The 26,717-nt window shown below is 69.6% G+C and carries 24 protein-coding genes and 2 pseudogenes; 11 read left to right on the top strand and 15 right to left on the bottom strand.

Annotated elements, in window-relative coordinates; translation table 11 throughout:
• Positions 1 to 63 precede the first annotated feature (63 nt).
• From AMK27_RS42850 to AMK27_RS38620, 4 genes are all read right to left on the bottom strand, one after another.
• Complete coding sequence (locus AMK27_RS42850; protein ID WP_158076962.1) at positions 64 to 225, bottom strand: hypothetical protein; 162 nt, start codon at positions 223 to 225, stop codon at positions 64 to 66.
• 287 nt (positions 226 to 512) lie between these two features.
• On the bottom strand, positions 513 to 782 hold the full coding sequence (locus AMK27_RS38610) for a WhiB family transcriptional regulator (RefSeq protein ID WP_073919018.1): 270 nt from the start codon (positions 780 to 782) through the stop codon (positions 513 to 515).
• Between the two features lie 239 nt (positions 783 to 1,021).
• Positions 1,022 to 1,510 carry a hypothetical protein gene (locus tag AMK27_RS38615; protein ID WP_073918920.1) on the bottom strand — a complete coding sequence of 163 codons (489 nt, stop codon included), beginning with the start codon at positions 1,508 to 1,510 and terminating at the stop codon, positions 1,022 to 1,024.
• Positions 1,511 to 1,618: 108 nt separating this feature from the next.
• Positions 1,619 to 2,479 carry a hypothetical protein gene (locus tag AMK27_RS38620; protein WP_241847759.1) on the bottom strand — a complete coding sequence of 287 codons (861 nt, stop codon included), beginning with the start codon at positions 2,477 to 2,479 and terminating at the stop codon, positions 1,619 to 1,621.
• Between the two features lie 403 nt (positions 2,480 to 2,882).
• Here AMK27_RS38620 and AMK27_RS38625 point away from each other — a divergent pair, with 403 nt between their 5' ends.
• From AMK27_RS38625 to AMK27_RS38650, 6 genes and pseudogenes are all read left to right on the top strand, one after another.
• A complete protein-coding gene (locus tag AMK27_RS38625) occupies positions 2,883 to 3,215 on the top strand; it encodes a GntR family transcriptional regulator (RefSeq protein WP_158076963.1) in 333 nt (110 codons plus the stop codon).
• 131 nt (positions 3,216 to 3,346) lie between these two features.
• Positions 3,347 to 4,768 carry a helix-turn-helix domain-containing protein gene (locus AMK27_RS41445; protein ID WP_079188780.1) on the top strand — a complete coding sequence of 474 codons (1,422 nt, stop codon included), beginning with the start codon at positions 3,347 to 3,349 and terminating at the stop codon, positions 4,766 to 4,768.
• Positions 4,769 to 4,797: 29 nt separating this feature from the next.
• Positions 4,798 to 6,005: pseudogene (locus tag AMK27_RS38635) on the top strand (dihydrofolate reductase family protein).
• Between the two features lie 124 nt (positions 6,006 to 6,129).
• Positions 6,130 to 6,426, top strand: coding sequence for a helix-turn-helix domain-containing protein (locus AMK27_RS38640; protein WP_073918924.1), 297 nt, complete (start codon positions 6,130 to 6,132; stop codon positions 6,424 to 6,426).
• Positions 6,427 to 7,365: 939 nt separating this feature from the next.
• Positions 7,366 to 9,849 (top strand): hypothetical protein, encoded by a 2,484-nt coding sequence (locus AMK27_RS43165; RefSeq protein ID WP_241847760.1) that lies wholly within the window; start codon positions 7,366 to 7,368, stop codon positions 9,847 to 9,849.
• Positions 9,846 to 10,490, top strand: coding sequence for a DciA family protein (locus AMK27_RS38650; RefSeq protein ID WP_241847761.1), 645 nt, complete (start codon positions 9,846 to 9,848; stop codon positions 10,488 to 10,490). Before AMK27_RS43165 ends, AMK27_RS38650 begins: the two co-directional genes overlap by 4 nt.
• Before the next feature lie 216 nt (positions 10,491 to 10,706).
• On the opposite strand, the gene AMK27_RS42155 is transcribed toward AMK27_RS38650, so the two are convergent.
• The 3 genes from AMK27_RS42155 to AMK27_RS38665 form a co-directional block, all read right to left on the bottom strand.
• Positions 10,707 to 12,608, bottom strand: coding sequence for a hypothetical protein (locus tag AMK27_RS42155; protein WP_073918926.1), 1,902 nt, complete (start codon positions 12,606 to 12,608; stop codon positions 10,707 to 10,709).
• Positions 12,609 to 12,759: 151 nt separating this feature from the next.
• Positions 12,760 to 13,173, bottom strand: a complete 414-nt coding sequence (locus tag AMK27_RS38660; protein WP_073918928.1) for a hypothetical protein — start codon at positions 13,171 to 13,173, stop codon at positions 12,760 to 12,762.
• 113 nt (positions 13,174 to 13,286) lie between these two features.
• Positions 13,287 to 13,742 (bottom strand): hypothetical protein, encoded by a 456-nt coding sequence (locus AMK27_RS38665; RefSeq protein WP_073918930.1) that lies wholly within the window; start codon positions 13,740 to 13,742, stop codon positions 13,287 to 13,289.
• 393 nt (positions 13,743 to 14,135) lie between these two features.
• Between AMK27_RS38665 and AMK27_RS38670 the strand changes: the two genes are divergently transcribed.
• Both AMK27_RS38670 and AMK27_RS43915 read left to right on the top strand, forming a co-directional pair.
• Positions 14,136 to 16,040, top strand: a complete 1,905-nt coding sequence (locus tag AMK27_RS38670) for a pentapeptide repeat-containing protein (protein WP_073918932.1) — start codon at positions 14,136 to 14,138, stop codon at positions 16,038 to 16,040.
• Positions 16,041 to 16,735: 695 nt separating this feature from the next.
• Entirely contained in the window at positions 16,736 to 17,317 is a 582-nt protein-coding gene (locus AMK27_RS43915) for a hypothetical protein (RefSeq protein ID WP_241847762.1), read from the top strand.
• A gap of 225 nt (positions 17,318 to 17,542) precedes the next feature.
• On the opposite strand, the gene AMK27_RS38685 is transcribed toward AMK27_RS43915, so the two are convergent.
• Entirely contained in the window at positions 17,543 to 18,223 is a 681-nt protein-coding gene (locus AMK27_RS38685) for an HNH endonuclease family protein (protein WP_073919026.1), read from the bottom strand.
• Positions 18,224 to 18,441: 218 nt separating this feature from the next.
• On the bottom strand, positions 18,442 to 18,576 hold the full coding sequence (locus AMK27_RS38690) for an acetyltransferase (RefSeq protein WP_073918936.1): 135 nt from the start codon (positions 18,574 to 18,576) through the stop codon (positions 18,442 to 18,444).
• 1,631 nt (positions 18,577 to 20,207) lie between these two features.
• Between AMK27_RS38690 and AMK27_RS38695 the strand changes: the two genes are divergently transcribed.
• Entirely contained in the window at positions 20,208 to 20,468 is a 261-nt protein-coding gene (locus AMK27_RS38695; RefSeq protein ID WP_073918938.1) for a hypothetical protein, read from the top strand.
• A gap of 422 nt (positions 20,469 to 20,890) precedes the next feature.
• Positions 20,891 to 21,163: a hypothetical protein gene (locus AMK27_RS38700; RefSeq protein ID WP_073918940.1), complete on the top strand. Its 273-nt coding sequence runs from the start codon at positions 20,891 to 20,893 to the stop codon at positions 21,161 to 21,163.
• Here AMK27_RS38700 and AMK27_RS38705 read toward each other — a convergent pair.
• The 6 genes and pseudogenes from AMK27_RS38705 to AMK27_RS38730 form a co-directional block, all read right to left on the bottom strand.
• The gene (locus AMK27_RS38705) at positions 21,160 to 21,702 is read right to left on the bottom strand and encodes a DUF6233 domain-containing protein (protein ID WP_338014370.1); all 543 of its coding nucleotides are present in this window, start codon (positions 21,700 to 21,702) and stop codon (positions 21,160 to 21,162) included. The genes AMK27_RS38700 and AMK27_RS38705 overlap by 4 nt on opposite strands.
• Before the next feature lie 50 nt (positions 21,703 to 21,752).
• Positions 21,753 to 22,862: a DUF5954 family protein gene (locus tag AMK27_RS38710; RefSeq protein WP_073918941.1), complete on the bottom strand. Its 1,110-nt coding sequence runs from the start codon at positions 22,860 to 22,862 to the stop codon at positions 21,753 to 21,755.
• 224 nt (positions 22,863 to 23,086) lie between these two features.
• Entirely contained in the window at positions 23,087 to 24,316 is a 1,230-nt protein-coding gene (locus tag AMK27_RS41465) for a helix-turn-helix domain-containing protein (RefSeq protein WP_079188783.1), read from the bottom strand.
• A 156-nt stretch (positions 24,317 to 24,472) separates the two neighbouring features.
• Positions 24,473 to 24,754, bottom strand: coding sequence for a hypothetical protein (locus AMK27_RS42515; protein WP_143204931.1), 282 nt, complete (start codon positions 24,752 to 24,754; stop codon positions 24,473 to 24,475).
• Between the two features lie 423 nt (positions 24,755 to 25,177).
• A pseudogene (locus AMK27_RS42160) lies at positions 25,178 to 25,291 on the bottom strand (IMP dehydrogenase); the annotation flags it as partial.
• Positions 25,292 to 25,895: 604 nt separating this feature from the next.
• On the bottom strand, positions 25,896 to 26,072 hold the full coding sequence (locus AMK27_RS38730; protein ID WP_073918945.1) for a CsbD family protein: 177 nt from the start codon (positions 26,070 to 26,072) through the stop codon (positions 25,896 to 25,898).
• 255 nt (positions 26,073 to 26,327) lie between these two features.
• Between AMK27_RS38730 and AMK27_RS38735 the strand changes: the two genes are divergently transcribed.
• Positions 26,328 to 26,489: a hydrophobic protein gene (locus AMK27_RS38735; protein ID WP_073919027.1), complete on the top strand. Its 162-nt coding sequence runs from the start codon at positions 26,328 to 26,330 to the stop codon at positions 26,487 to 26,489.
• Positions 26,490 to 26,717 lie beyond the last annotated feature (228 nt).

The raw sequence follows: 26,717 nt of genomic DNA on the forward strand, positions 1-26,717 counted from the left end.
GCCCTCCGAGGCCCCGACAGCTCTCATGCCAGGGGCTCGGAGGGTTGTCTGCGTGAGCAGTGGTCAGCGCTGCCAGGCGCGCAGCGTGCGCCAGGCCCGGCGAAGCGGGTGCCACCGGCGGGCCCGGGTCACCAGGACGGCGGCGTCGCGGTGCCCGAGCTGGTGGAGGATCTGCTCGGAGTCGTAGTCGGCGGCGGTCCAGCCGTCGCGGCAGATGGTGCGCATGGTGCCTCCTGGATGACGGGCGTCGGCACAAGCCGATGCCCGGTAGAGGGCGTGCGAAAGGCCGGCCACCCGTCAGGCGGGCCGCCGGTCAAGGCGCGTGCGGTCAGGCGGGAAGGGAACTCGGTCGGGCTCCCGGCGGCCGGGCACGGCGGCCAGGAGCCCGACAGTCGGCAGAAGCTCGGTGTCAGATCAGCAGACCGGGCACTGCGGGCTCTCGTACCAGCCGCTGCACCTGGAGCACTGCCACAGGTGCCGCAGAGGAGCGGCCAGGACGGCCAGGAGGGTCTTCATGCCGCCGCCCCTTTTCCGCCGCGGGCCCGGTTGCGGGCGGCGCGGCGCTTCATCGCCCGCCGCTCCGTCTCCGACAGACCGCCCCAGACGCCCTCGTCCTGCCCGGACTCCAACGCCCACTGCAGGCACGCCTCCAAGACCGGGCAGCGACGGCAGACGGCCTTGGCTTCCTCGATCTGCAGCAGAGCCGGGCCGGTGTCCCCGATGGGAAAGAACAACTCGGGGTCAGCCTCAGCGCGGCAGACCGCATTGTGGCGCCAGTCCATCGCGGTCACTTCCCCTGCCGGACGCGGCGCAGCGCCTCGTCCATGTCCGTGTCGGAGTCGCCGTTGTTCCATGCGATGCTGTCCTGCATCAGGTCCTCCACATAGGTCCTGGACAGCCTCGGGGGCCCAATCCCCGGGGCTGTCGCTCGTTTTGGCGAGTCGTACGACCGGCCACGACCAGCGGCCACCCCCCTGGTGCAGTAGGGGTTGGCCGCTGATCGTGAGCGTCCGTCCGGTGCCTAGCCGGCCAGGCGGTGCGCTTGTGCGAAGACCATCGGGTTGGTCTTGCCGTTGCCCTTGCCTCCTCCGAGGAGGGCGTTGGCGTACATGGGGCGGCATCCGGAAGGGATCGTCCGACGCAGGCGTTCGGCGTGGGGGAGGAGGACGTCGACCAGGCGCTCGCGGACGCGGGCGGTGATGGTCGGGTCGGCGGCGAGGATGTCGCGGCTGGCATCGACGCGTGCGGTGATCTCCGCGCCGTGCGCGAGGGCGAGCTCGTGGCGGCGGCCGGGCAGGACGGTCAGGACTGCGGCCGCGTACCGGCGCATCTCCCGGGCGGTGCCCGCGGGCTCGTGCATCTCCAGCGGCGTACCGAAGGCGATGTCGAGGTCGACGTTGAAGTCGGCGGAGAGCGGGATGTCGAGCTCGTCCAGGAGCGCGAGGGTCTCGGCGTCGAACACCTCACCGGTGCTGAACCGGTGGGACGTCAGGGTCGGGGCGGCGGGCATCAGGACCTCCAGGTTGCAGCGCGTCAGGCGGGACGGGAGCAGAAGGCCCCGGCCTCGTCCCCCGCACGAAGCGGGAGCCGGGACCGGGGCCGTGGGCCGTTGTGCGGATCAGGCGGCGAGCGCAGCCCTGTTGCAGCGGGCGGTATACGCGCCGGCGGTCTCGCCCGGGGCCGGGTCGGGCAGCGCGGCCCTGACCGCGGCCACCAGCGCGGTGTGCGCGGGCTGGTCCGCCGGGGTCAGGGGGCGGCGCCAGACCGTGGCCAGGTGCGTGTAGGCAGCGCGGGTGAGGTGCTCCTCGAGGACGTCGCTCGCGAAGCGGTCCCGGCTGGCGTCGACCAGGGCGCGGAGAGTGCCGGTGGCCAGAGCGCGGACGGATCGGCGGTCCCCGGCGGTCTGGGGGGTCATGGCCATTGGGGCGCCGGCGGGTCCGTCGACGGCCCGACCGCGCGTGGTGGGGATCGCGTCGGCAGGCACCGTACGGGCGGCGTCGGCTCGGCGGGCGGCTGGCACCGCACGCTCCCACTGGGCTCGCCGGTCGGCGGCGCGCTCCTGGGGCTGGGCGACCTTGAGGGTCTGGACGGTGGCGCGGCGGTGGCGGGTGACGTCGACGGCGAGACGCTCCTCGCGCGCCCAGTCGCTGTACTGGCGGCGCCAGGCGTAGTCGGTGATGTCCACGTCGACGAGGCGGTTGCTGGAGCTGCAGCGGATCGAGGCGTCGACGCCAGCCTTGCCGGTGTGGTGTGGGACGAGCTTGAGCAGGTAGGTACCGCGGTTGGGGGTCAGGGCCACCCAGGTGCCGCAGTCCGGGCACACCAGCGAGATGCGGCGGGTCTGCGTGGTCTCCACGGTCCGCATGTCGATGTGTCCGGGCGACAGTGTGGAGAGAACAATTGCGTCGAGGGGGCTGACGCGGGAAGTGCGGGTGCGACCCTTGCGCTTGGCAGCCTTGGGCACGGTGAGCTCAGGCATGGCGACTCCTCGGTAGGAGAGGGGGAGGGGGGTTCACGGGGCGGATGCTCTCTCCACCCACCAGGTCCACGAGCCAATGGCCCGCGTCCCGGCGGATAGACAGCGCATCAGCGCTGAGGCCGTACAGCAGTCCGGCCGGCCGGGGGGTTTGGTCGTGCTACCGCCTCCGACCGCCTGTCCGCCTCCAGAGAGACGAGCTGCGGAACTGCGATGTTGCAGGTGGCGTAGTCCTTGCTCAGCGGAGCGTTACGGCTATCGCTATCGCCTAGTAGAGAGCCTTGCCGGCCAATCCACTTCGTCGACATAACTAACTTAGCTGATACAGTCAGGCTCGTGTCAAGCAGTTCGTTGATGAAGCTAGGAAAGTTAGCTAAGTCGAGGGGGTCGTCTTACGATGTCGCTCATGAGTAGCGAGGCCACGCAGCCGTTCCAGCGGATCGTCCAGGACTACAGCGAGAAGATCCGTCAGGGGCGCCTCGTAGCTGGTACGAGGCTCCCTGGCATCCGGGAGCTTTCGGAGGAGTACGGCGTCGCGACGGGGACGGTGCAGCGCGCTCTGACCGAGCTGCGCAACGAGGGGCTGATCTACTCCCATCAGGGGCGCGGCTCCTTCGTCAGCGATTCCTCGGGCAGTGACGACCAGGACCCAACTACGCTCGCCATCAGAGCGCTTGAATCTCAGGTCGCCGAGCTCCGTGCACGTCTGGACAAGCTCGAACAGGGGGGCGATGAATGACATCGACTCCCTCGTTCCACTTCGCATGTCCGTCCCTCCCTCAGTGGCTCTCGGCTTCGCCACGACAGTTGTAGGCCCACCTGAGGGGTGCGTTCTAGTTCTGGCTTGTGTCCAGCGCCTGGACACAACGAATGGAGACATGGAGGGGGATCAGCGTGGGGCAGAAGCCGAACGTCCTAACTCCCGAAGCATCGCCCCTAGACCGCTTCGGCTACACGGTGAGGGAACTCCGAGAGAGGAGCGGTCACACCCTCCGCAGCCTCTCGGAAGTGACGTTCTCCTCGTACTCCAAGCTGTGGAAATGGGAGAACGGCAGGCGAGCCCCAAAGCACCGCTCCGAAGTCGAAGAGCTCGATCGCCTCCTAAATGGCCGCGGGTTACTGGTCGAGCTGTGGGAGCGCATCGGCAACGGTGATTCCCCCCAGGGCCATGTGTCCGTTTCGGAGCTCCATGTGTCCGAATCATTGACGCACCTGGCCAGCGCAGCCTTGGGGCAGGCAGGCTCGAACGATGACGACACGGACACGGTCGTCGTCCCCTGCCGCGTCCACGGAAGGATCCTGTTCGTGCCCGTGCCCCGCCGCGTCGTCCTTGCCTCCGGTCTCGCCGGACTTGCCGCGACCGCGCTTCCGGCCCCAACGGCCACCGCCAGCGCCATGTCCGCAGACATGGCCTCCCCTATCGACCACTTTGCGCAGCTCCGCCGGGTGATGATCCAGACCGACAACCTGATCGGCCCCCGGCATGTCCTACCGGCTCTCCAGCAGCATCTCGCTCGGCTCGCCGCCCGCCGTCGCGCTTCCCGCGGCGCTGACGCTGCGGAGCTCCTCGCGCTGGAAACCCGCTACGAGGAGCTGGCCGGCTGGCTCGCCCAGGACGTCGGCGATGAGCGCACTGCCCAGGGCCACACCGCGAAGGCTCTGGACGCTTCTCACATCACGGGCGACACCGACCTCACCGCGTACATCCTCGGACGGAAGGCCCAGCTGGCTGGCGACACCGGCCATCCCTCCGACGCCCTCGGGCTCGCGGCCGCCGCTCGACGCACCGCCCGGCCCGGAAGCCGTCTCGAGGTCATCGCTGTCATGCACCAGGCCCACGCGCACGCGGTCCTCGGCGACGGCACCGAAGCCCTGAACACGTACGACGCCGCGCTGACGCTCCTCGGCCGCGCGGAATCCGACGGCATCTGGGGCTCATGGCTCGACGAGGCATACATCCACACCGCCCGCGCCCGCTCCCTCGCCGCGCTCGGTGAGTACGAGCAGGCCGCCGTCGGCTTCGACACCGCCATCGCCGCGCTCCCGCCCACCTACCGGCGCGACCGTGGCGTCTACCTCGCCCGCGCCGCCCGTGCCCACGCCGGTACCGGCAACGTGCCACTCGCCGCCCGGATTGGACTTCAGGCAGTCGGTATCGCCGCCGAGACCGGGTCCGCTCGGATCATCGGGCAGCTCGACCGTCTCGACCAGGCGCTCGCCCCCGCTACCCGGGAGGCTGGTGTCGCCGAATTCCGCGCTGCACTCGACCACATCGTCCTGCACCCCGCCTGACCCCCGCCCACCACCTCATGGAGTTCTCCGTGCCTCGCCCGTACGTCCTGCTGTCCGCCGCTGTCTCCCTTGATGGCTACCTCGACACAAGGCCGGGCGAAGACCGGCTTCTTCTCTCCAACGCCGCCGACTTCGACCGCGTCGACTCCGTACGCGCGAGCGTCGACGCGATCCTCGTCGGCTCTGGCACCCTCCGCGCCGACAATCCCCGCCTCCTGGTCAACTCTGAGGAACGTCGTGCGGCGCGGGTGACGGCCGGCCAGTCGGAGTACCCCCTGAAGGTGACCATCACCGGAACCGGCGAACTCGACCCCGACTGGAAGTTCTGGCACCACGGGGGCGAGAAGCTCGTCCTGGCCGTCGGCAACAAGGCTGCGGAGAAGGCCCGCTCCAACCTCGGCGACCTCGCCACCATCCAGGGCGTCCCCACCGAGGCCACCTGGCAGACCACGCTCGACATCCTCGGTGACGTGTACAACGTCCAGCGGCTCATGGTCGAGGGCGGCGGCACCATCCACACCCAGCTCCTCGAAGAGGCGCTCGCCGACGAGCTCCAGCTAGTCATCGCACCGCTTCTCGTCGGCCAGCCCGACGCCGTCCGCATGATCGGCCCCGCCAACTACCTCGGCGGCCCCACCGCGCGCCTCCGTCTCTTGGAGACCCGCCAGATCGGCGACGTAGTACTTCTGCGCTACGCCCCCAAGGACGTCTCCACGGAGCCCCGATGAGCACCGCCTCCGCACCCGGCAGCGCAAACACCCCCGGTGCTGGCCGCGAACCCACCACTGCGGACCGAGCCTGGCTAGCGCTCGCCTGCGAGCTCGCCGCCCTCTGCCCGCCCTCGACGACTGCGTTCTCCGTGGGCGCGGTCATCGTTGCCGCTGACGGAGCCGAACTGGCCCGTGGCTACTCCCGCGAGGACAATCCGCTCGACCACGCCGAGGAAGCCGCGCTCGCTAAGCTCCCGGCTGGAGATCCCCGGCTCGACAGCGCCACCATCTACAGCTCCCTCGAGCCCTGCGCCAAGCGGGCTTCCCGGCCGCTCACTTGCGCGCAGCTCATCCGAAACGCCGGGATCCGCCGCGTCGTCACCGCTTGGCGCGAGCCCGACACCTTCGTGCTCGGCGCTGACGGAACCGAGCTCCTCCAGGACGCCGGCGTCACGGTCGTCGAACTCCCCGAGCTCGCGGACGCTGCGCAGACGCCGAACCGCCATCTCATCGACGGTGATCGGTAGTGCGGCGCGTATACGTGATCTGCGAGAAGAGCGTCGCTCGCAGCGCCCTTCTGGTGTCAGCATCCCCCGAATAGCATCGCTGCGTGTATCTTTCAGGGAACCATCGATCTTGAGAGGCTGCGCTATGTCCGACCCGGACCGCTTGAAGCGGGTCGACGCCCTGCTGGACGACCTCCTGCCGCCGCCGCGCGTGCGCGCGAAGCTGCGTATCGCTGCGGGCCTCACGCAGCAGGAGGTCGCTGAGGCCGTGGGCGTGAAGCGCCTTGCCGTGGCCCGTTGGGAGCTGGGGGAGACTCACCCCCGCCGACCGCACCGAGCGGTCTACTTGCACCTACTCAACCGGCTCGCGGAGCGGTATCCCGAGGCTGCGGTTCCGGATGAGGACATGCCGACGCCGACCTCCGAGGGGGGATCGGGATGACCTAGTGGCCATCGGCCGCGCGCGCCAATAGGTGGATTGGCATCCACTCGGCCCCGCGCGGCCCGTCTCGCCGACCAGACACATTGTCTGGTCGGCGCCCAGAACCCGGTTCGAGCCGGTTCTGGGCTCCAGCTCATTGAGCTGGGTCTGTTTTCCGCAAAACCCCGCTTCGGCAAGCGGGTCTAGCAACACCCCGCCTTGGCAGGCGGGCTGCTCACTGCTCCACCCGGTCCGCGAGGACCAGGCACCACCAGTGCTCCACCCGGAACCGCAGTTGTCCCTTTGGCAAGGGCCTCTGCTGTTCCGGCGCACCACCCCCAGGTCCGACGGCTTTGGCAGGCCGTTGAGCTCGGGGCCACATCCGTACAGAGCGCTCGTCCGTGATCGGGTCCCTTGGCAGGGCCGGTCGCGGTCGGGGGCGATCCATATGGAAGTTGGTGTCCCCGCCATAGTGCATCACCTCGCCTCCCCTTGTCAGCTCGGCCGTGCCCGATTCACGCCGGTTCGGGCCGTCGACACTTCCCGTGTGACGGGATTGACTGCCCCTGTTTGCCCTTTTCGCGCTATTGGTCACGAAAACTCTTGGGGGCGGAGTGTCACACACCCCATGGTCCGGCGTACCTATATCCAGAGGGGGGCCCGTGTCCTTCTGACGGCGCCGGCCACCGCAGTGCTCTGGAGCTCCGCCCCATGCGGCAGGACGCGATCCGAAGCTTCTGCCCGCCGGGCGGGAGGGAACTGGGCTCCCGCCGCTTCGCCGACTCTGTCCACGGGCTGCTTGCACGAGGCTGCCGAGATGATCTCCATCTCGTACCTTCGGGCGAGCCGGTGAGCGCCGTGGCGGCTCCGGCCGCCGCGCTTCCGCGCCCTCGTGCGGAGTTCGCCGGCGGGGCTTCGCGCGGTCGGCTGCGGTCGGTCCCGGCGCAGGCCGGTCCGGTCGTGCGGTTGGAGCTGGGCAACCCGCTCCAGCTGTCGAAAACGATGCGCGCCCGGCTACTGGCCGCAGTGCGCGCGCTGGTGACGTCTCCGGCGCTGGCCGGGGCGTCGGACGGCGCGCGGCTGGCCTCGGTCGTGCTGACGGCGAAGGCGAAGGTCCGCAACGACTACCAGGCGAAGATCTGGGCGGCGGAGCTCGGCCGGTGGCTGGGGGTCTCCCAGTCGACGGTCGCGCACACGGTGCTGCCCGAGCTGCGCGCTGCCGGATTCCTGGGCTCGAACGTCGCGACGAACGCCTTCGGGCACGCGACGGGCCTGGAGTGCTGGGTGATCCCGATGTACCGGGCTCAGCAGGCTGGCGACCGGCGGCATGCTCTGGCTCTGTCCCGTTCGGAGCTGGCGGTGCTGCTGAGCCTGTGCGAGGTGCTGTTCGGTCCGGGGTGGGCGCCGAAGGACAAGGAGCCGATCCCGGCCGGGCTGCTCGCTGGGCGTGCGGGCCGAGGTGCTGCGACGGACCGGCTCGGGCTGCTGCTGATGGTGCTGACGACGGGTTCGGCGGGCTGGCTGCAGCTGTGCCCCGGGTCGGTGGACACCGGCCGGGGTCGTCCGGCGGCGACGGTCGCGCGGTTGCTGGGCTGCTCGGCTGCGGCCGGGGCGAAGGTCCTCAAGCGGCTCCAGGAGCACGGCGTCGCGGAGGTGGTACGCAAGGAGACCGGCTCGGGCCTGAACGCGCAGTCGCGGGTACGCCTGGTGCCGGTGGCCAAGGCCCACGGGGTGGCTGTGCGGGAGGCCCGCCGGGTCGCGAGGTCAGCCTTTTCAGACCTCGCCGGTACTGCATCCGGAGATCTTGAGACCGACGAGACGGGTGAGACCCTTGTCGCTACTGGGATCGAGGACACCGGGCGGGGTGAGACGGCCGGTTTGGCAGACCTCACCGCTACCACACAGCACCACGCTGTCCACGCTTCTGGGGTTTCTGCTGGTGATTCGCTCTCGCTCTCTGGTGGCTTTTCCGGCGAAGGCCGTGAAGGTGGAGGCTGTCGGCCGGGACGCGCGTGCCTGCGCGAGGACCAGGCCGTCGACGGCGAGACCGCCGTGGCAGAGTCCGGGAGCTCGGTGGCCGGGGTCGGCCCGCTTCGCGGTGAAAAGCCCACCAAGTCACCGGTCGACGAGCAGGAACAGGCAGGCGGCATTGCCGCTGGTGCTGATGCCCGGCTAACGGTCGTCGGCGGTCGAAAGACGCAGCAGCAGGGGCGGTCGGAACTTCCTGCCGATCTTGACCTGCGGGTGGCTCTGACGCCGGTGTCCTGGCTGTGGACGAAGTTGAACCGCTGGCAGCAGGACCACGTCGTGAAGGCCGCGGAGACGGAGCTCGCCCAGCTGCGGCAGGTGCTGGAGTGGGCGGGGCAGGCCCCGTCGGCGCTGGCCGTGCGGCTGACGTCCCGCCTCCAGGAGACCGGCGGCGAGGCCCAGATCGCCCGCCCGTTCGGCTGGATCACCCACCGCGGTCTGGTGCGCCGGCCGGCGTGCTCGGACGTGCGGTGCGACGACGGCGTCCGGCTCGACACCGGCGCCGACTGCGACAACTGCGCCAACGTGCTGCACTCACGCAGGGCGTGGCGGGTGCGGATCGCGGCTGAGGTCGACCAAGAGCTGCCCGGCCTGGAGACGAACTCGCAGTACCAGGAGATCGAGGCTCGGATGCGCCATCACGCCGAGGCCGAGGGCGCGAACTTCGTGGCCCGTCAGGCCGAGGCCCGGGCGCGAGCGGAGCGGCGTGCGACGGCCCGTGCCGAGGCCGAAGCGCAGGCCCTGGTCGAGCGGGCGCGGGCGGCGGCCGAGGCGGCGGTCCGGCAGGCCGTGGCGTGCGAGGACTGCGGCCGGGAGCGTTCGGCCGGGCTGTGCGAGGCGTGCGACCACCGGCGGCAGGCCGAGGTCCTGATCGGTGAAGCCGGTCTCCTCGCGGCCACTTGGTCGGCCGACCTGACCAACCCGGTCGCCGTCGCGGCCGTCGCCGCCAAGGTTCGTACGGCCATCGAGGACGCCATCGCCGCCGAGTGGGCGGAGTTCCAGCAGATCACCAACCCGGCCACCCTGGCGGTAGCCGGCCGGGGCGCCCTCGAGGATGCCGCCGCGCACACCGCCACGCTGACCGCCGAGAGTGCGGCCGCGGAGTACCGGCACGAGGCCCTCGTGATGCTCGGCCGCAGCGAGGATGCCCAGGCCGAGGCCCGCAAGGCGTACGCGACCGAGCTCGCCAAGCCCTGGTTCCAGGCCCTGCCCGACAGCGACGACGCCCAGCGCGCCGCGACCGAGGCCGCCGCGCGGGCGCAGACCCGCACCGCCGAGCACCTGCTCGCCGTGCGGCTGGAGCAGCTGCGCACCCAGGCCCGTCCCGAACAGGTCCGGCCCGCTCCGTGGTCGCGGCGTCTGCCCGAGCTCGCCGACCGCCCGCTGGACGGCGAGTCCCTGGAGGTGATCGCGTGAGCACCGTCCCGGAGCTGTCCGGCGTCGACCTAGCCCGCCAGGCCCTGCTCACGGCCCGGGAGGCGGCGAAGAACAACGGCGCCGCCCGGCAGAAGCCGAAGCGGCGCACCGGCACTGCCGTACGCCCGGATGGCCGCGAGCCGCTCGGGCTGGGCGTGGCGATCAGCATGATGATGACCGAACGCGGCCTGGTCGCCCCAGCCGCCGGCGGCAGCGTCCTGGCCCAGTGGGAGACCATCCTCGCCGCGGCCGCGCCCGAACTCGCCGGGCATGTGAAGGCCACGGGGCTCGACGAGGAGTCTGGGCGCCTGGACGTCGTTCCCGACGCCCCCGCGTACGGCACAAGGGTCCGCTGGATCACACCGAGGCTTATCGCGGCCATCAACAGCGCGGTACCTGAGGCGAACGTCCGGGCCGTGCACGTCCTGGCACCCGCAGCCCTTGCCACCACCACGGTGTTGTCCTCGGCGGCCGCCGAGGCCCCGCCCCCGCAGCGGGTCGTTCCGGCTGGGCCGGTGAAGACACGGGAGAGCGCGTCGGCCGGCTATCGCCGTGCTCTCGCCGCTCACCGCGCGGTCGCCCCGCCCGGAAGCCCCGGCCCTGACCGCCGCCGTCGTACGGCAGGAGCAGATCCGCCGTGAGCTCGCCGCCACCGCTTTCCCTGACATTGAGCAGGACCAGGAGAGCAAGGTGCCGATGTCGCTCGAAGACGTCCGTGCCCAGCAGCGTCAAACCGCCGAAGCCGTGCGTGCGGCCGCGATCTGCCGCGCCCGTGCCGAGCGTGCCGGGCAGGCCGGTGCAACCAGCTCTCCTGCGCTGCGCCAGGCTGGGTGAGCTCGTGCTCCGGCGGGCCGGTTTCAGCGGAAGCGCCAGTCGCTGAAGACCTGTTCGGCGTCGGCTTCGACAACGTCCCGCAGGTCTTCGTCATCGCTCGGGGCGTCGAGGCCGAGCGTGGTGAGGACGTGCCGGTAGTACTGGTAGGCGAAGTGCGGGTCGCCCGCTGCCAGCAGGGACGACAGGAGCGGCTCGTCGTCGGCCGTTGGGCGGTCGACCTGGACGAGCACCTGGACGCGTTCGTTGCTGGTGAGAAATGGGAGTGCGGAGCCGAGCTGCTGCTCCAGCCGGTTCCAGCTGGTCGTGGTCCGTTCCCGCGCCGCCTTCTTCAAGGCTCCGCGGACAGCCGCCACGGTGGGAACGAGACGGTCCGGCAGCTTGGCGGGCTCCGTGATCGCGTCCAGTTGTGGCTGCGCGGCCGGAGAGGTCTTCTGGGCCGTGCCCGGCTCTTCTACGGGGGCAGCGACCCTCTCCACCCACCCGTTCACCTTGTGCTGCTCAGCCTCGGACAGGTGGTCCCCAGCCTCCTTCGCCGCAAGAACCAGCTCCTCGACGAGTTGCTTCTGCTGCTGGGCGGACAGCTCTTCACGGCGTAAGCGGCCGGTGATGCTCTGGACCAGTCCTCGCGCCCTGTTGCGTGCTTTGCGCTCCTGGGCTTGCGTCACGGGCTGCGCTTGCGGTTCCTGAGCCTGGTCCGCGCGGCGCCTCCTGCGCTCTTCGGCCTCTGCCTCTCGGCGTTCTCCCCATTCCAGAGCCCGTCGTTCTTCCCGTTCGCGGGCCGCTGCCGCACGACGTTCGTCCGCTGCCTGCCGTTTCTGGGCAGCCTGCTGACGTGCTTCTCGAAGGAGTGTGTCGGCCGCCTGGAGGATGCCCGCTTCCTGCGGCGTGGTCGCCGTGTCGCTCTGGATAAATCCTCTGACCTGCGGGGTCAGCGTAGTGACCTTGAATATGTGACCGTGCCGGGTCGCTTCGCTGAGTTGGGCGAAGAGCCGGCGGCGGACACGGTCCTGCTGGTCGAGCAGCCCGTTCGCATGGTCGATCGCGCGTTGCAGGTGCTCGAGCGCCTGCCCTTCACAGCGAGGCACCTGGAGCTGGGCGGTGTCCCTTAACTCGCGGACGGTGGTGGTCTCCTTCTTCTGTACAGCGGTGTTGATGAGCCGGGTCAGTGTGCCGATCTGCACCGGCGCTTCCGGCTTCTCGCTGCGCGGCCGTGGTACCGGGGCTCGTTCCGCGGCGGCGCGCGCGGCCTCGATGCGGGTGACGACGGGGGTGATGAGCCGGCCGTGCCTATCGACGGTGCAGTCCGTCAGCTCGAAATCCCAGTCGGTGCCCACATGCGGGAGCTCAGTGCCGAGCATCATGACCCGCTGATTGCCCTCGCTGACGAACTTGACGCGATTGACGTAGCCCCGGCGTACCAGAGTGTGGTGGTTGACCTGTACGCCGGGGCCGAGGACGATATCGCCGGCCTGCGCTGCGTCCCAGTCGGGAGGCGTCGCGGGGTCCATGTGCAGCAGCAGCGTGTGTCCGTCCAGCTCGATCTCCACGAGGGATCCGACCGGGGCGTCGTCGCGGTCGATGTAGCGGTAGCGCGGGGTGTGGCCCTGGCGGCGCAGCCACGTCTGGGTGGCTGCCCGTACGTATAGGTGGTCCGCGCTCGCGATACCTCGGGAACGTCGGCCGCATTCGGGCAGCAGCCCGTCGGGGTCCGGGAAGTGGGCGAAGTGGCTGACGCGGACGTTGCCCCGTCTCGTCAGAAGCTGGCCGCCACACCCGCCTAGCAGGATCCCGCACCAGAACGTCGTCCCGGCGAACTCCTCGCGGAACTCATCGAGCTCGTCGGCATCTGTCGGGCAGACCACCGGATCGTCGGACTCGGGATCCGCCAGAACGGCTGTCTGAATCTGCCGGTTGTCAACGCCCATCGCCAGCCCTTCGCCAGCACAGTCCACCTGTCCCGCCTGCGGGAAGTGTTCTGCGGGCGAGGGGGGAGGGGGAGGAAGATGACCTTCAGTCGTTCAGCCTAACGAGCGTCACGGAGAGTTGCGTCAAAATGCGAGAAACGTAGCCATCCCCTCAGCCGGCGGCGTGCTCGTCGAGGAGTTCCTGGAACAGGGCCCCGTCCGCTTCGGTGAGCCCGAAGTCGCCCCAGGTCCGGCCAGCGTCCGCGAGCATCTTGGCTGCGGTCGACCTGCCAGGGAAGCGGGCCTCGAGCCGCTCCAGTTCCGGGTACGCCGTCTGGATCCTGGCCAGGGCGTCGATCTCGTCCCGGCTCCGTTTTGCCGTGGCGACCACCTTCGCATGCTCGGCCCTCGCGGCCGCCAGGATGCGCGACGTGTCCTGCTGGTTGCCCTCGAGCACGGCGCAGACGATCTCGAGGGCGTCGCGCATATCGAGGTCCGGCCGCTCGGTGTGAACCTGGCGGACCTGGTCCTCGACGAGCCTGACCGCAGACAGCGGCAGCAGGGTCTCCAGGTCAATCATGAACACGGCAAGGCGAGTCTGAAAGTCGGAAGAGTTACTCATGGACTGGCAACGAGCCAGGGGAGGGCTGGTGTTGGCCTCGGGTCTGACGGTCGAGACCACCACTGGCTAGGGCCGTCTTAGCCCTCGTTAAGCACTTCGTGCACAGTGTGGACGTAGGCCGTACGAGATGTCAGTACGTCGTTCATGTGGCGGATTTCGGCGTGCACAAAACGGTGGACGGCTTGCTGATATAGACCTGCGGCCACGATGACTTCATGAGGCCCTTCGATCTCGATCAGACCGAAAGCTGCGAAGACCTCCTTACCATCGCCAATGGGCCTTTCCTTTTGCCACTGGTCTGCGGCCGTCAGGAACGCCGCGTACGTCTCCCGACGCCGTTCATCCGCCCGGGCCCGACGCTGTTCGTCGAGGGTGGCCTGGACAGTCGATATCAGCGCGGCCGCCTGTGCCTGGCCTGCGGTCTCGGCCGCAGCGGCTTGCCGGTGGCCAGCCTTCCACGCGAAGAACCCCGTCACTGCACTGCCCAGGATGGCCGCTCCAGCGGCGATCAGGGCGATCCCCCACTCATTCATACGGCGGACCCTGCCCATGGGGCCACGTGGGAATGCGGGGTGTTGGTCTCGGGTCTGACGGTCAGGGGCGGGCTGTGGAGTCCTATGGGTTCGCGATGGCGTTCTGGGCAGCCTGGGTGAATGCGGCACGGGCGTCAGCGTGCGGTCAGGGTGGTGGTTGGGGCGCTCTGTCTGTTGAACGGCCCGCGCTGGGTAGTGAGGGGCTGTCAGTCTAGGCGGGGTGAAGGGGGATGGGCTGACGAGGTTCCGGCGGGCGCGGCGGGTTCTGGCTTGTGTGCGTCGGGCCGCTGGGCCGACCTGGGCTCATCGGACCCGGCCGCACCCACACTCCTGATGTCCGTCACCCGTCCGGCGACCGCCGGCACGGAGCTTCCTGCCTGGAGTCGTCCCGCCATGAGTACACCCCAGCCCCCGACAGGTGCTCCTACCTGGCCGTACTGCGCTCACGGCGCCGATCCAGTCACCGATCCCATCGGCTGCCGCGGCATCCACGTCCCAGGGCGCACCGATTGTCTCGCACACCTGAACGATGCCGACCGCACCTCGTACTTCACAGCCCTGGCCCCGGGCACCGACGTCGACCACCGAGGCACCCCCTTTACCGAAAGCCTCCTCAACAAGTTGCTGACCGCCCTCATCGACCCCTCTACCCGGGACCCCCACTTCGGCGCTGCCGAGTTCGGCGGGGCGCAGTTTTCCGGCGCCGCTGAGTTCGACGACGTTCAGTTCTCTGGCCGCGCCGGGTTCGATGGGGCGCAGTTCTTCGGCCGCGCCGGGTTCGACGGGGCGCAGTTCGCCCGCGCCGCTGAGTTCGACGACGTTCAGTTCTCCGGCGTTGCCTGGTTCCGCTGGGCGCAGTTCTCCGGCCGCGCCGGGTTCGGCGGGGCGCAGTTCTCCGACCACGCCGAGTTCCACGAGGCGCAGTTCTCCGGTTCCGCCGATTTCGACGGGGCGCAGTTCGCCCGTGATGCCGCGTTCGACAAGGTCCAGTTCTCCGGAAACGCCTACTTCCGCAGGGCGCAGTTCTCTGGCCACGCCACGTTCGGTGAGGCACAGTTTTCCCGCCCTGCCTCGTTCCGCAGGGCGCAGTTCTCCGAGAATTCCTGGTTCCGCGAGGCACTGTTTTCCCGCGGTGCGGATTTCGGCGGAGCACACTTCTTGACATCTGCCGAGTTGGGGCCATTGGTGTGTGCGGGAAGGGTGGATCTGTCGCGTGCAGTGTTCGGGGCTCCAGTGACGCTGGAGATCGCGGCAAGGGCCTTGTCATTCGTGCGGACGCGATGGGAGTCGACGGCCACGGTGCGTGTACGGCGGGCCGAGGTGGATCTCGGCTATACGGTGCTGGCAGCCCCGGTCGCGGTCACCGCACACCCCGCCCCCTTCAGCACCGGCAACGGCAACGTGGACGAGAGCCCGCTGACCTGCCCCGACCGAGTGCGGGTGACGTCGGTGCAGGGCGTGGACGCTGCGCATCTGGTCCTGACCGACACCGACCTGTCCGACTGCCTGTTCTCCGGCGCCTTCCATCTCGACCAGCTCCGCCTGGAGGGCCGCACCACGCTCGCCCCCACCCCCACCGGCTGGCACCGCAAGGGCGTATCCCCGATCCGATGGACCCGCCGGCGCACCCTGGTCGAGGAGCACCACTGGCGCGCTCAGAGCGCTGGACAGCCTTCCATACCCGCCGGTGCCATGCCCGAGCCTCGCCGGTGGCGTACGGGACCGCACCACCCCGACCCTGCCCGCACCCCCGACCCCGACGATGTCGCCGCCCTTTACCGACAGCTCCGCAAGGCGTTCGAGGACGGCAAGAACGAACCCGGCGCCGCCGACTTCTACTACGGCGAGTGCGAGATGCGCCGCCACGACCACACCGGTACCCCCAAGACCGAACGCCGCCTGCTCTGGGCGTACTGGGCGCTCTCCGGCTACGGCCTGCGCGCCTCCCGCGCCCTGGGCTGGCTCGCCGCCGCCATGCTCACCACGATCCTGCTGCTGATGGCCTTCGGCCTGCCCGCCTCCTCCCCGAAGCAGGAAGCCACCGGCACCGTCCCGGCCGGCGGCGGGAAGGTCACCTTCACCATCGACAAGCAGGATCCGAAGAACCCCGTGAAGGACCGGTTCACCAGCAAACGCTTCGACAAGGCCGTGAGCGTGACCCTGAACTCTGTCGTCTTCCGCTCCAGCGGTCAGGACCTCACCACCGCCGGCACCTACATCGAGATGACCTCCCGCATCCTCGAACCCGCCCTCCTCGCCCTCGCCGTCCTTGCCATCCGCGGACGCATCAAACGCTGACGGTCCCGCCTGGAGGACAGGCCGCCCGGCCTGGAAGCGGAGCTGGAGGCCTACGAGCAGCAGGCCTTGGCGCCAGGGTGAGGTCGGGTGGCCTCGGGCCTGACGGTCGAGGCCACCACGCAAAACCGTCGGACGGAGTCAGTCGTCACTCAGCCCCAGTGCCTGTCGCACGGCGGTGACGTAGGCCGTTCGCGCCGTCAACGCCTGCCGGAACAGGTTCTGCCCAGAGCAGTGGTGTCGAAGGACGTCTAGCGTCTCCGTCCAGGCCCAAGCAACGCTTGAGGGGCCCTCGAGCTCGACTAGATTGTGGGCGATTTCGAGTTGAGCGAAATCGTCAGCGTCTTCCGACCGAATGCATGTGTCCACGAGGTTCAGGACCGTCGCGTAGGCGTGGAGGCGGCGCTCTTCCGCTCGTACGCGCCGCTGCTCGTCCAGGGTCGCCTGGAGTGTCCGTCCCGCACTGGAGCAGGCTGTCGTCAACGGTCCGCGGAGGCCCGTTTCGGATTGGCAGGGTTCGCCTGGGCCAGACCGAGGGTGTTGTGCACCCGCTCCGCACAGCGGCGGCGCCCGGTTTCGACTGGGCGCCGTTTTCTGTGTGTCGGGTTGGAGTAGGCGCGGCGGACGGCAAGGCTGCGGAACCAGCTTCGCTGGCCGAGTGATGCTGTCAGGATGGTCGGAAGCGTAAGGAGGCTGTCGTGACCGATCCGATGCCCGTGAACGACGGGGGCCCGAAGGTGCCGCCGTCCTACCCGCCGCGCACCCCGCCTCCGCAGAGGAAGCCTGTCGAGGCTCCTCGGCCGCAGCCGTCGACGAAGCCCGTCACCAGCTCCCTCCCGCTTCCCAGGCCCGGGCAGGCCCGCCTCGAGACCCGCCGGCCCCGTATGACGATCAGGGCCCGGCGGGCCGCGAACTGGGCGCTCACCGGGTACCCGTGGGTGGTAGGGCAGGCGGTCGGGAAGGTCACCGAGGCCGTACGGTCCTGGGGGTACGCCCACCCTTCGGATGACGCGCTGGACGAGACCGTGCGGCTCCTCGTCGGCGCGGCGGCCGCCGATGATGGCCGGCGTATCAGTGTGCACGTTGCCGACCAGGACGACATGCTCCTCATCGCTGTCCTCAGCCACACCGGCGCCGAGCCCGACGAGACGATCTTGTCCGCCCTCGCTGCCGTCCCCGGGACGTCCAGCTGCGGTACGGACGCTTCCGACGACGGCCGCCGGGTGTGGGCGGTGCTGTCCACCGAACGCCCGCGCACTCGCACCACTCCCGCGGCCTGACACCCGCTCTGCGTGGCGGCGGCCGTCAACCGGCCCGTCACCGCTCGTACGGCCACGTAGCTCGTGCGAGCGGCGGCGAACCGATACGCCGCCTGCCGGCCGCCAGCAGGCCTCTACGGTGAGTCGTGGGGAGGTCGGGCCGACTGGTACTTGACCCGCTTCCCGTGCGCCCCCGCATCCGGTGATCCCCGGTGCGGGGGCGCAATGCGTTCCTGGCCGGGGTGGCTACGGGGCGGGGGTGTAGTGGACGACGGTGGTCTCGCAGGCCTCGGCGTACACGCTCAGCGCGTCCGCCTCTCCCTGGTCGGCCGTGAGGCCCCAGCGGAGCTTCGTGGCGACCCACTCGGAGACGTAGCGGCAGTGCGCGTCGGGGAGCGGCGGCATCCACTCGGCCGGGTCCTGGTCGCTCTTGGACCGGTTCGACCGTGCGGTGACCGCGACGAGAGACGTAGCGGCGTCCTGGTCGTTGGCGTAGGCCTCCCGCCGTGCCGCGGTCCAGGCGCTGGCCCCGGAATCCCAGGCCTCGGCGAGCGGGACCATGTGGTCGATGTCGAGCTTGGCCGGGTCGTTGACCTCCTGACCGTCGTAATACGACTTCCACAGCCCGCCCGACAGCTTGCAGCCGGCCGCCACCGTCGGTACCTCGACGGCCTCGGCCAGGAGGACCTCGTTGCGGGTGTTGCAGCCGTCTGCCAGGTCCAGGCCGCGGTTCCAGTGCTTGAAGCTCTCACGCTGGTACCCGGCGCGAGACTCGTCGGCAAGGGGGACCTGCCCGACGGCATCGGCCAGGTTCAACACCCGAGCGCCCGCAGGGGTGGCCGGGGCGGCTGTGGCCGCCGAAGGGAGAGCGACCGGGGTCAGGGCAAGAGAAAGAGCGGCAGCGCCACGAATCAGGTTCTTGATCACGAACACAGGGATATCGGTCCAGCACCCTGTTCCGCTGCGTGATGAGAGTCTCCGTCAGCCGTGTGGGGGAGCACGTTCACTGCCGAATCGATCCCGCACAGGACCGCGCCCACCGGTCCCTCAGCGGGCGCCCGGGGCCGTACTGACGGACGATGAGACGGAGCCCGCCCGGGAAGCCGTCGCACGTTGCACCGGGCGGGCAACTCACTGCCTGTGGATCAGAGGCCGCGGAGCATCACGGCGTACACCGGGGAGTCGGCGAAGGGCTGGCGTTCGCCGATCTTGCGGTAGCCCCAGCTCTCGTAGAGGGCCTGGAGCAGGTTGCACGTGTCGTCGGTGGCGGGGCCACGCATAGCGGGGCGCGTCAACGTCACACCTGGCCCGCAGTCCGGCGGTCGACATGCCACCTTGACCGCCGCAAGCACCCTGGCAGCACGCACACCGCGCACATCACCGTGCACCACATCCAGGGGGAGGGCAGCCGACAGGTGACCGTCCTGGCCATGATCAATCTCAGCGTCAACGGCTGTGCCGGCCCGAGGCCGACCACCGATTCCTCGACCACTGCCAGCCGCTGGACGGCACCCTGGCCCTCCCGGCGGTCCCGGCTCAGCGCAAAGCCCGCCCCGAGTACGAGAACAGGATCAGCGCGCTCGCATCGATCAAACCTTGATCGTTCTCACCGATTACGACGGTTCTGTTGATCCCCGAGGCCGTGATCGTGCTCGCCCTGCTGTCCTCGGCTACGTCCTGCAGACCGTCCCGTTTTGCGCGAGACCATCGGCGCCCTCGTCCCCCACCGCCGCGTCCGGCATCGCGGCCCTGACGTGCACCAGGACGACTGGCCTCGCGCTACTTGCCGTCGCCTTCGCGTCGTTCCTCGGGCTGCGCCAGGCCGTCCGCGGCAAGTAGGCCCCGCACCGATTCCAGTGCCCACCCCGATCCTTCGGGGCGGGGCACTGCGTCTCGACCGCGCCGACAGATCGGTTGCGGGGCTTGCCCACACCTGTACTCGACGCCGAACCCCAGGCTTGCCCAGGCTCACCTTGGCTTGCCCACTCGGTGATAAGCCCAGTTCGGAAGCACGCCCCTCTGCGACTGCCGGCGCTTGCGCGGCTTACTCCGCACTCAACCAAGGTGCGGACCGCCGCTTCAGCCGACCGGCATCACAACACCTCCAGGGGAACCTCCATGTCCACGACCACGCTCCTCGTCATGCTGCTCCTGTGCACCACCGGCATCCTTGTGATGGCGGGGGGCCGGCTACATCGCCTGGCGTCACCCCCGCCTCGGCATCCCCCTCACGATCGCCGTCGCGGTCGGCGGCGTGTTCGTCACCGCGGTGATCGGCTTCGCCGCGCTGAAGCTCTGACCCGCCGCGGCCACGCCGCCGACAAGGACAGACCGACCATCTGTCTGTCACACGGCCTGTCACATCGACCGGCCCGTCACGCTCTTGCCTCGGGGCTGACCAGGGCGACGGCCTCCGGACCCCCGCCAGGGGCCGGAGGCCACGCGCGTGTGACATGCCAGCCGGCGCGGGCAAGTCTGCCGGCTCCAGCCGCTGAGAGTTGCACCGAGGGTTGCACCCGAAGGTGTCTGCAGACGTGCACCTGGGGTTGCCCCGGAGGTGGGACCGGGAGTGGAACCCCCACTTCCACGATCCTGGCCGTCGTGCCTGGTCAGGACCCGTGGGCAAGCCGGATCGCCAGGACGACACCTCTTTGTACGCGTAGCCGTACGTAGAGGTCGTCTTGAGGACGGGCGGGCGGCGGGTGCCGGCGTCGCCGAGTGCGGGCGCGGTCCACTCCACGGTCCACGTTGCCGTCGCGCGGCCCGCGTACCGATCGCCCGGCTTCCCGGACGCGGTGCGCTGTAGCGGTGGCCGCAGTCCGGCAACATCGACTTGCCCCGGTCGGAGAGGGCTTGGTCTTCCTCTCTCGATCCGGCTGGCCGACGGGCACGGGCGTGCCAGGCTGGCTGCATGGGTGATCACCGCCGCGTGTACGGCAGCGAGCCCGACGAGGGCCAGGGGCCGGATCCGGGCCGCGCGTACGTCGAGCTGGTGGGCGGACCGCTCGACGGGATGCTCGTCTACATCACCGGCTGGGCCGCCGCCGACATCGCCGACGGAGCCGCCCTCATCACCGAGGCAGGAGCGTTCGACCCCGGAGGCCGCGCCCTGTACGAGCCGCTCGCCGACGGAGCCCCGACCCGGTGGGAGTGGGCTGGAGACACCTCCTAGCCCCGCGTCCTGGCGTGTGGGAGGCCGAGGCCGGAGCAGCGCGCCGGGGGTGCCTCACGTCCCGCGCTTTCGCGCGGTGGGCGCTTAACCTGACGGCCGGCTGCGGATCCTGACGGAGTCTCCCCGCCGCCGCTCGTCCGGTCCCCTGCCTCCCCCCCCTGCCGGGGACCGGACGCATTTCTGCTCGGGCACTGATCTTGTTCTTGTAGGGTCGGCGCAGCCCGTGCCGATATATGGCGTGCGCGGGCGAGGCCCGGCGCCCAGGGGCACACCCCGGGGGCAGTACCGTCAGGCCACCCCCCCCACCCCCCCTGTGCCGTGGGCTGCGTCAAGATCGTTCTCGCCTAATTAGGTGAAAACGATCTTGAACCTGAACCAGTCCGGGCCGTCTTCCCCTGCCGTGATGGCTCGTTGCGTACGGCATGGAGACGAGCAGCGAGACCGGTGTCATCGTGGCGTGGATGCGGTGCGCGGGGTGTGCGGGAGTGGGCCGGGTGATCCTGGCGAGTGAGTCGATGGCGGCGGTCCTCGCGGACGCCGGCGCCCACGTGGCGGCCGCGCATCCGGACGAGCGCGCTGCGCAGCTCCTGGCTATGGAGACGGCCGACGCGGCGGTGTTCCGGGGGCCGGACCCTCGCCCCGACCCGGCGGCGTGGGTGACGGTCCTGAACAAAAAGCTCAAGCCCGACTTCTAGCCGCTGCGCTCGCGCCGCCGTGGACGCCCCCGTGACCCTCTACCGTTCGTCGCCTCCGGACTCGGCGTCGAATGCCCGTAGGGCGGGGTCGAGTTCCGGGGCCGCGCCACAGATCGAGCACAGCCGGACCCCGGGCCGTCGGCGGCGTCGAGCGACTGGTCCAGCGACAGCCGGGGCGCGTTCGTCGGGGCCTCGCCGCAGTCGGCGGCATGCACCACGGCCTGAGACCGGCCGGTCCGCCCGCTGAGGTTCTCCAGGACCCACCCGGAAGGCCGGCGGGGACCCCGGATCTGCTCGACGAGCGACGGCGGTTCGATCCGTTCGGTGGGGACGGAGGCGTACGACACACCCTCGACCGGCATCAGGTGGTCTTGGGGGCGGAGCCACATCCGGTACTCCACGGGCTCGACGTGCCCGTCGGCGGTGTTCTGGTAGACCGGAATGGAGGCGAGGCACACCCAGCCCTCAGAAAGCTGTCGGCGCGCGTGCAGGCGCCCCACGATCTCCTGCCCGTCCGGCAGGACCACACGGATGGGCACCGCCCGGCTGCTTCATCAGCCTCTTCGCGTGCGGTGCGCCCCGCTCAAAGTCATGAGGAGGCTTCGTCCTCTACCGGCTCATCGAAGTGGACGGTGCCGTGCTCGTCGAGGGGCGGGTGGAGGGCGCCGGGGGCGTGGGTGTTGATGTCGGACGGGCGTGGGCCTTCCGGTCCGTCGAGGCCCCAGCGCAGCAGACGCCGGGCGCGGCCGATCCGGGAGACGGTGCCGTGGACCTCGATCTCGTTGAGCCGGCCGGCTCGAAGACGGTCCGCGGCGTCGGCGAACACTGCCAGCTCCGCAACGGCTTGGTGGGTGTTCTCGACGACGACACTGTGTGCGTCGACGTCTGTCTCGGCGTCGTAGGGGATCAGGCCACGTGTGCGCGGTTGCATCCAGGTCAGGGAGAAGGCGAGGGTTCGGCGTGCATCGTGGGCGGTGGCATGCAGGCTGCTGCCCGGTGTCCAGGGTTCGTCGCCGGACCGTTCGACGATCAGGAACGCCGCCGGCATGAGCACGACGTCGGGGTGGCTCTCCAAGGCCCGGACGGAGTCGTGCAGCACGTGCTCGGGGAACCTGGTGCCGGAGTAGACCAGGGAACGCAGCGACAGACGTTCCGCCGCGTCGACTGGAGTGAGGGGTGCGTCCGGGTCCAGGACGAGGCCAGCGTCGGCCCGCGGGCTGTGGGCGCCGGCGCCGGGGCTCCAGTCGGGGGTGTGGGGTTCGGGGTCGGTGGGCCGTGGTGTTTCGATGTCGCCGTGTGCGTCGATGGCCGTGTACTCCTCGGCCCGCACCACGCGGTAGCGGGTGCCGAGCACCGTAAGCTCGTCGACGCACTCCGTCTCCAACCGTGCGACCGCCGTCAGCAGCGCGCGCCGTTCCTCCGGACTCTTCGCCTCGTCCTTCGCCCGGAACCAGAGCAGCGAGTTCAGCGCGTCGCGGGCCTGCTGTGGACAGCCGTGGGTGACCTCGACGACCACCCGCCACTGCCGCCCGTCAGTTCTGCTCTGGGTGGCCACCCCGAACAGCGGGCCGCGTACGGCCAGGGCGCTGTTGCGTACCGCCGCGTCACGGGCATCGGCCTCTATCGCGGCCTCTACCGGCTCCACGGGAACCCTCACCACCACCGGCCAGCCGTCCGGTCCCGCACCCTCTTCGCGCATGAGGCCATCCTGGCGGCCTCCGCGCGGTGCCATCACGGTTTCACGGAATCGTCCGCTACTCCGGGGGTGTCGCTCCAGTCTTTCGTCGGGGAGCCGGGTGACCAAGGGAGTGCTTTCTCGACTCAGCCGCTTGATGGGGCCGGCTGTCATGGGATTTCGAACTCGCAACCGCTTGCTGCGGCATCGTGTTCGACGGCTCGCGACTCTGATCGGTCCGTGAGGCCTTAGATCTGGCGTGCCATGGCGAGCCGGTGTCGAAGTTCGCGGGAGCGGCGGCTGGTCGTGTACCGGTCGCTTTCTCCCAGCACTCCGCCGAAGGCCGACATCAGTCGGCCCACACGGGCTTGGGGAGTGTTGGCCTGGGTGGGACCTGCGGCTTCCGCGTCATGGGCAGCTCGCTCCCAGAGCGGATGGAAGAACGACGGCTCGCCGTCGAGCGCCAGGATGATCATTTGCATGGCCTGCCAGTCCGGCAGTCGTACCCCGCGAAGGAAGTCCCTGACCTCTGCCTCGGTGAGCGCGTTGCCCGTGGCCACCGCGAGGACACGGGGGGCGGGGCGGTTGGCCCGGCGGTGGAGATAGCGGACCGCGGTCACCAGCGAGTTGGGAACGACCCCGCCTCCGGACGCTTCGTTCGGGGAGATGTCGTGCATGCGGTCCTGCTCGTCCGCCCAGACCTTCCGGAGCACCTCGCAGTCGGCGCCCAGGGCCTGGCCGATCTTCTCGGTGAGGTCCAGGGTCGGGATCTTCTCACCAGCGAGGATGCGGCTGAGGTAGCTGGCCGAGACCCGCACCCGCTTGCTGAGCGCGCGCAGCGGCAGGCCGCTGCTCCGGTGGAGCTGGGAGAGCACGGGGGCCAGCTGGTTCGACACACGACGAGGGGCTCGCACGGCTGGGGGTGGAGCGCTTTCGGAAGCTGTGATGTCGCCAGCTGCCCGGACGGCCTCTCCGATCACTTCAGCTTTCCCGGACTCGGTGACGAGCAGGCGCTCGACCTTGTCTACATGGAACGACTTGCGGAGTGTCTCCGGGCTCGCGTTCATCACGTGCGCGAGAACGTCCCAGGGAATGCGGCGGGTCCGGGCGAGAAGGACGAGGCCGGCAACGAGGGCCTCGATCCGGCGCTGGATCTGGACGGCTGTCTCGACGTACTCGACGGCCGAGGCGAGCGGTCCGGGGTGAAGCAGCCGCGTGAGGTGGCGGACGTCCGCGTTGAGGTCTTCGGCGAGGCCGAGCAGGTGCCCGTGGAGGAGCTCAAGAGGTGGCTTGGGCGGCTTCTCGTCGAGTCTGGGATTCGGCGTCAGATCGACCTGACGCTCCTTGTGCCGGTCGCGGTACGCGGCCTGCCGGCAGGGGCGCCCGCAGTAGGCCGACGGACGGCCGCGGCCAGGGGCGCGGGGCGGTAGAGGGCTGTGGCAGTAGCTGCAGTAGCGCTCGGGGACGGGGCTGGACACCGGGGAGGTCCTCTCCTGCGGCCAGAGCCGCAGCTGAATGTCCTCTGAACGAGGGATATTCCGTCACGGTTAGCCGGTGTAATTCAACCTTTTCGTCATTGGGTGCACCGGCCGGTAATGAGCCGGGGGCGCGGTAAGGCGCCCCCGGCCTACGGATCAGGCGGCGAGGTGGCGCCGGGTGGCGAAGTTCCAAGCCAGACGGCCGATGACCATCAGGCCGGTGATCACCGCCGACACGATCCACGACTCCCACGGGTCCCAGGGGTTCCAGTTCGGAACCGCGATTACGATGATCGGCGTCGCCGGGATCGCGATAAACCCAGTGTGAACCAGCCGTTCGTGACGTTGGGTATTTTCGTCACGCCTGCTACTGTCACCAAAGCGGAACCGGCCCCCACGTGCGGGTTTGGTCCCGCCGAGGTCAGGAAGAAAGGGCATGATCAGCCCTCCTGTTCTTGAGGTGTTTTGGACGGCGTGAGTCCCGAGTTACAGGGGTGCCACCCTTCGCGACTCACGCCGTCGACCCTAGCCTCACGCAGCGTGCCAGCGCCAATCCATGAAGCGAACTCCATTTCGACCATTTCGCGGAGATTGCACGGCGCAAATCGGCCGAATTCGAGCATTGTCAAGATCGACGACGGGCTGTATCGGCTTTTTCCCTCCGAGTTTCCTCATACCCGAGAAATGAGCCATCCTCGGTGGTATAACGCACATCGGCATCCCCTGTGGGGAGTACCTGTGCTACGCCCCGGGAACCGTGGGACCTTGTGAGAGCGGCATTCCTTACCGGGCGGAACGCTCGTTGACGAGCCGGCAGATCGCCCGGCGCTCAGACCTTCCTCGTCGGGCCGACGCAGGATCAGGCCTCAGGTCGCCGCCGCACACGGAGGCGACGACGCGGACCACGGCGTCGGCGGGCTGGGCGATCTTGGGGTCGGGCCGGTTCTCGACGCGGACGTCGCCGGCTTCGTACATCACTGCTGCACGCGCGCCCGCGGATCTGCTGTTCGAGAGTGGTGACCAGGTCCAGCAGTGCTGCGCGCACGAGGACGGGGGCGTAGACGTCGCGGTCGAAGGCGTGGAAGGCGCTGGTGGATCGGGCGCGCGGCGATTTTTGGCGGTGCTGGGGTCGACTCCTCGGGCGCGGTCCAGCAGGGCGCGTTCGGCCTTGCTGCCCAGGACGCGGCAGACGATGGTCTCGTCCATCTCGGCAAGCGCGCCGATGGTGTGGAGCCCGAATGCCTCGCCGTACGTCGAGGTCGACTGAGCCGTCGCCGAATCCGTCGAGGCCGGAGCGCTCGAGCCTCGGGCACGGGTGACAGGGCATCGACGGTGGCTCGGATCACCGGGGCGCCTGCGGCGGGGCGGATCTGTACGGGGGCGAGCGCTCGCCCTTGTGCCTGGGCTTCTCCTTCGCTGTCCGGGGCGGCTGGTAGGCGCAGGCGTACATCCACTGCACCGCCGTCCCGGGGCAGCCAAGGAAGTTGTGTCTCGCGAAGAGACGCAGGCCCCCGGGCCGGGGACGTGACTGGGCCCCGACCGGGGGGATCGGTCGGGGCCCAGGGGTGAGGTGCGCGGTTCAGCGGTGGCGGAGGGTGTCCTTGACGTCTTCCTTGGCCTGGCGGGCGTTGCCCTTGGCCTGGTCGGCGTGTCCTTCGGCGGTCATCCGCTCGTTGCCGAGTGCCCGGCCCGTCATCTCCTTGGCCTTGCCCTTGGCCTGCTCGGCCTGTGCCTTGGCCTTCTCGGTGCCCGACATTGGGGACCTCCTCGTGTAGTACCGGATTGGTCGTGACCACCGCCTGCTCAGGATCCCGGGGCTTAAACCCGCGCGGCTCGCCGGCGGTCGGCGTCAGATCTCTCCCGATTCCCCAAACTGGTCAGCCGTCCCGAGGCGGGGGAGTGAGGAGCCGGGCGCGCGCATTATGCCCACCTGCGCCGCTAGGAAACAGCTGGAAATCATATGCATGGGTGAGGGGTGGTTGGGCATCCGGTGTTTCGGAGGTTGATAACTATGGTTCCCCTGCTTCTTGTTCTTTTGCTCGCTCTGATCCTGTTCGGTGCCGGTTTCGCGGTGAAGATTCTCTGGTGGGTCGCGATCGCCGTCCTGGTGATCTGGCTGATCGGCTTCATTGCCCGGCCCAAGAACAGCAGCGGCCGCTGGTACCGCTGGTAGCACGGCCGCTCCTGGCGTAGTTCACGGTTGGCATGACGGTGGCCGTCCACCCCCGATCGAATGGGTGTGGACGGCCACCGTCATGCCGGGAAAGGTTATTTTCCTGCTCTCCGGTGAAATCCGATGCTGCGGGTAGCCGCATGAGGGCCGGGGCGGTGGCCGTCACGCAGCAGGGAACCTGCTCACCTCCACAGAACGGCGGCCGTCCCGGCTCGAAGGAAAATGGTG

The organism is Streptomyces sp. CB02009 (assembly GCF_001905825.1).
GTDB lineage: Bacteria > Actinomycetota > Actinomycetes > Streptomycetales > Streptomycetaceae > Streptomyces.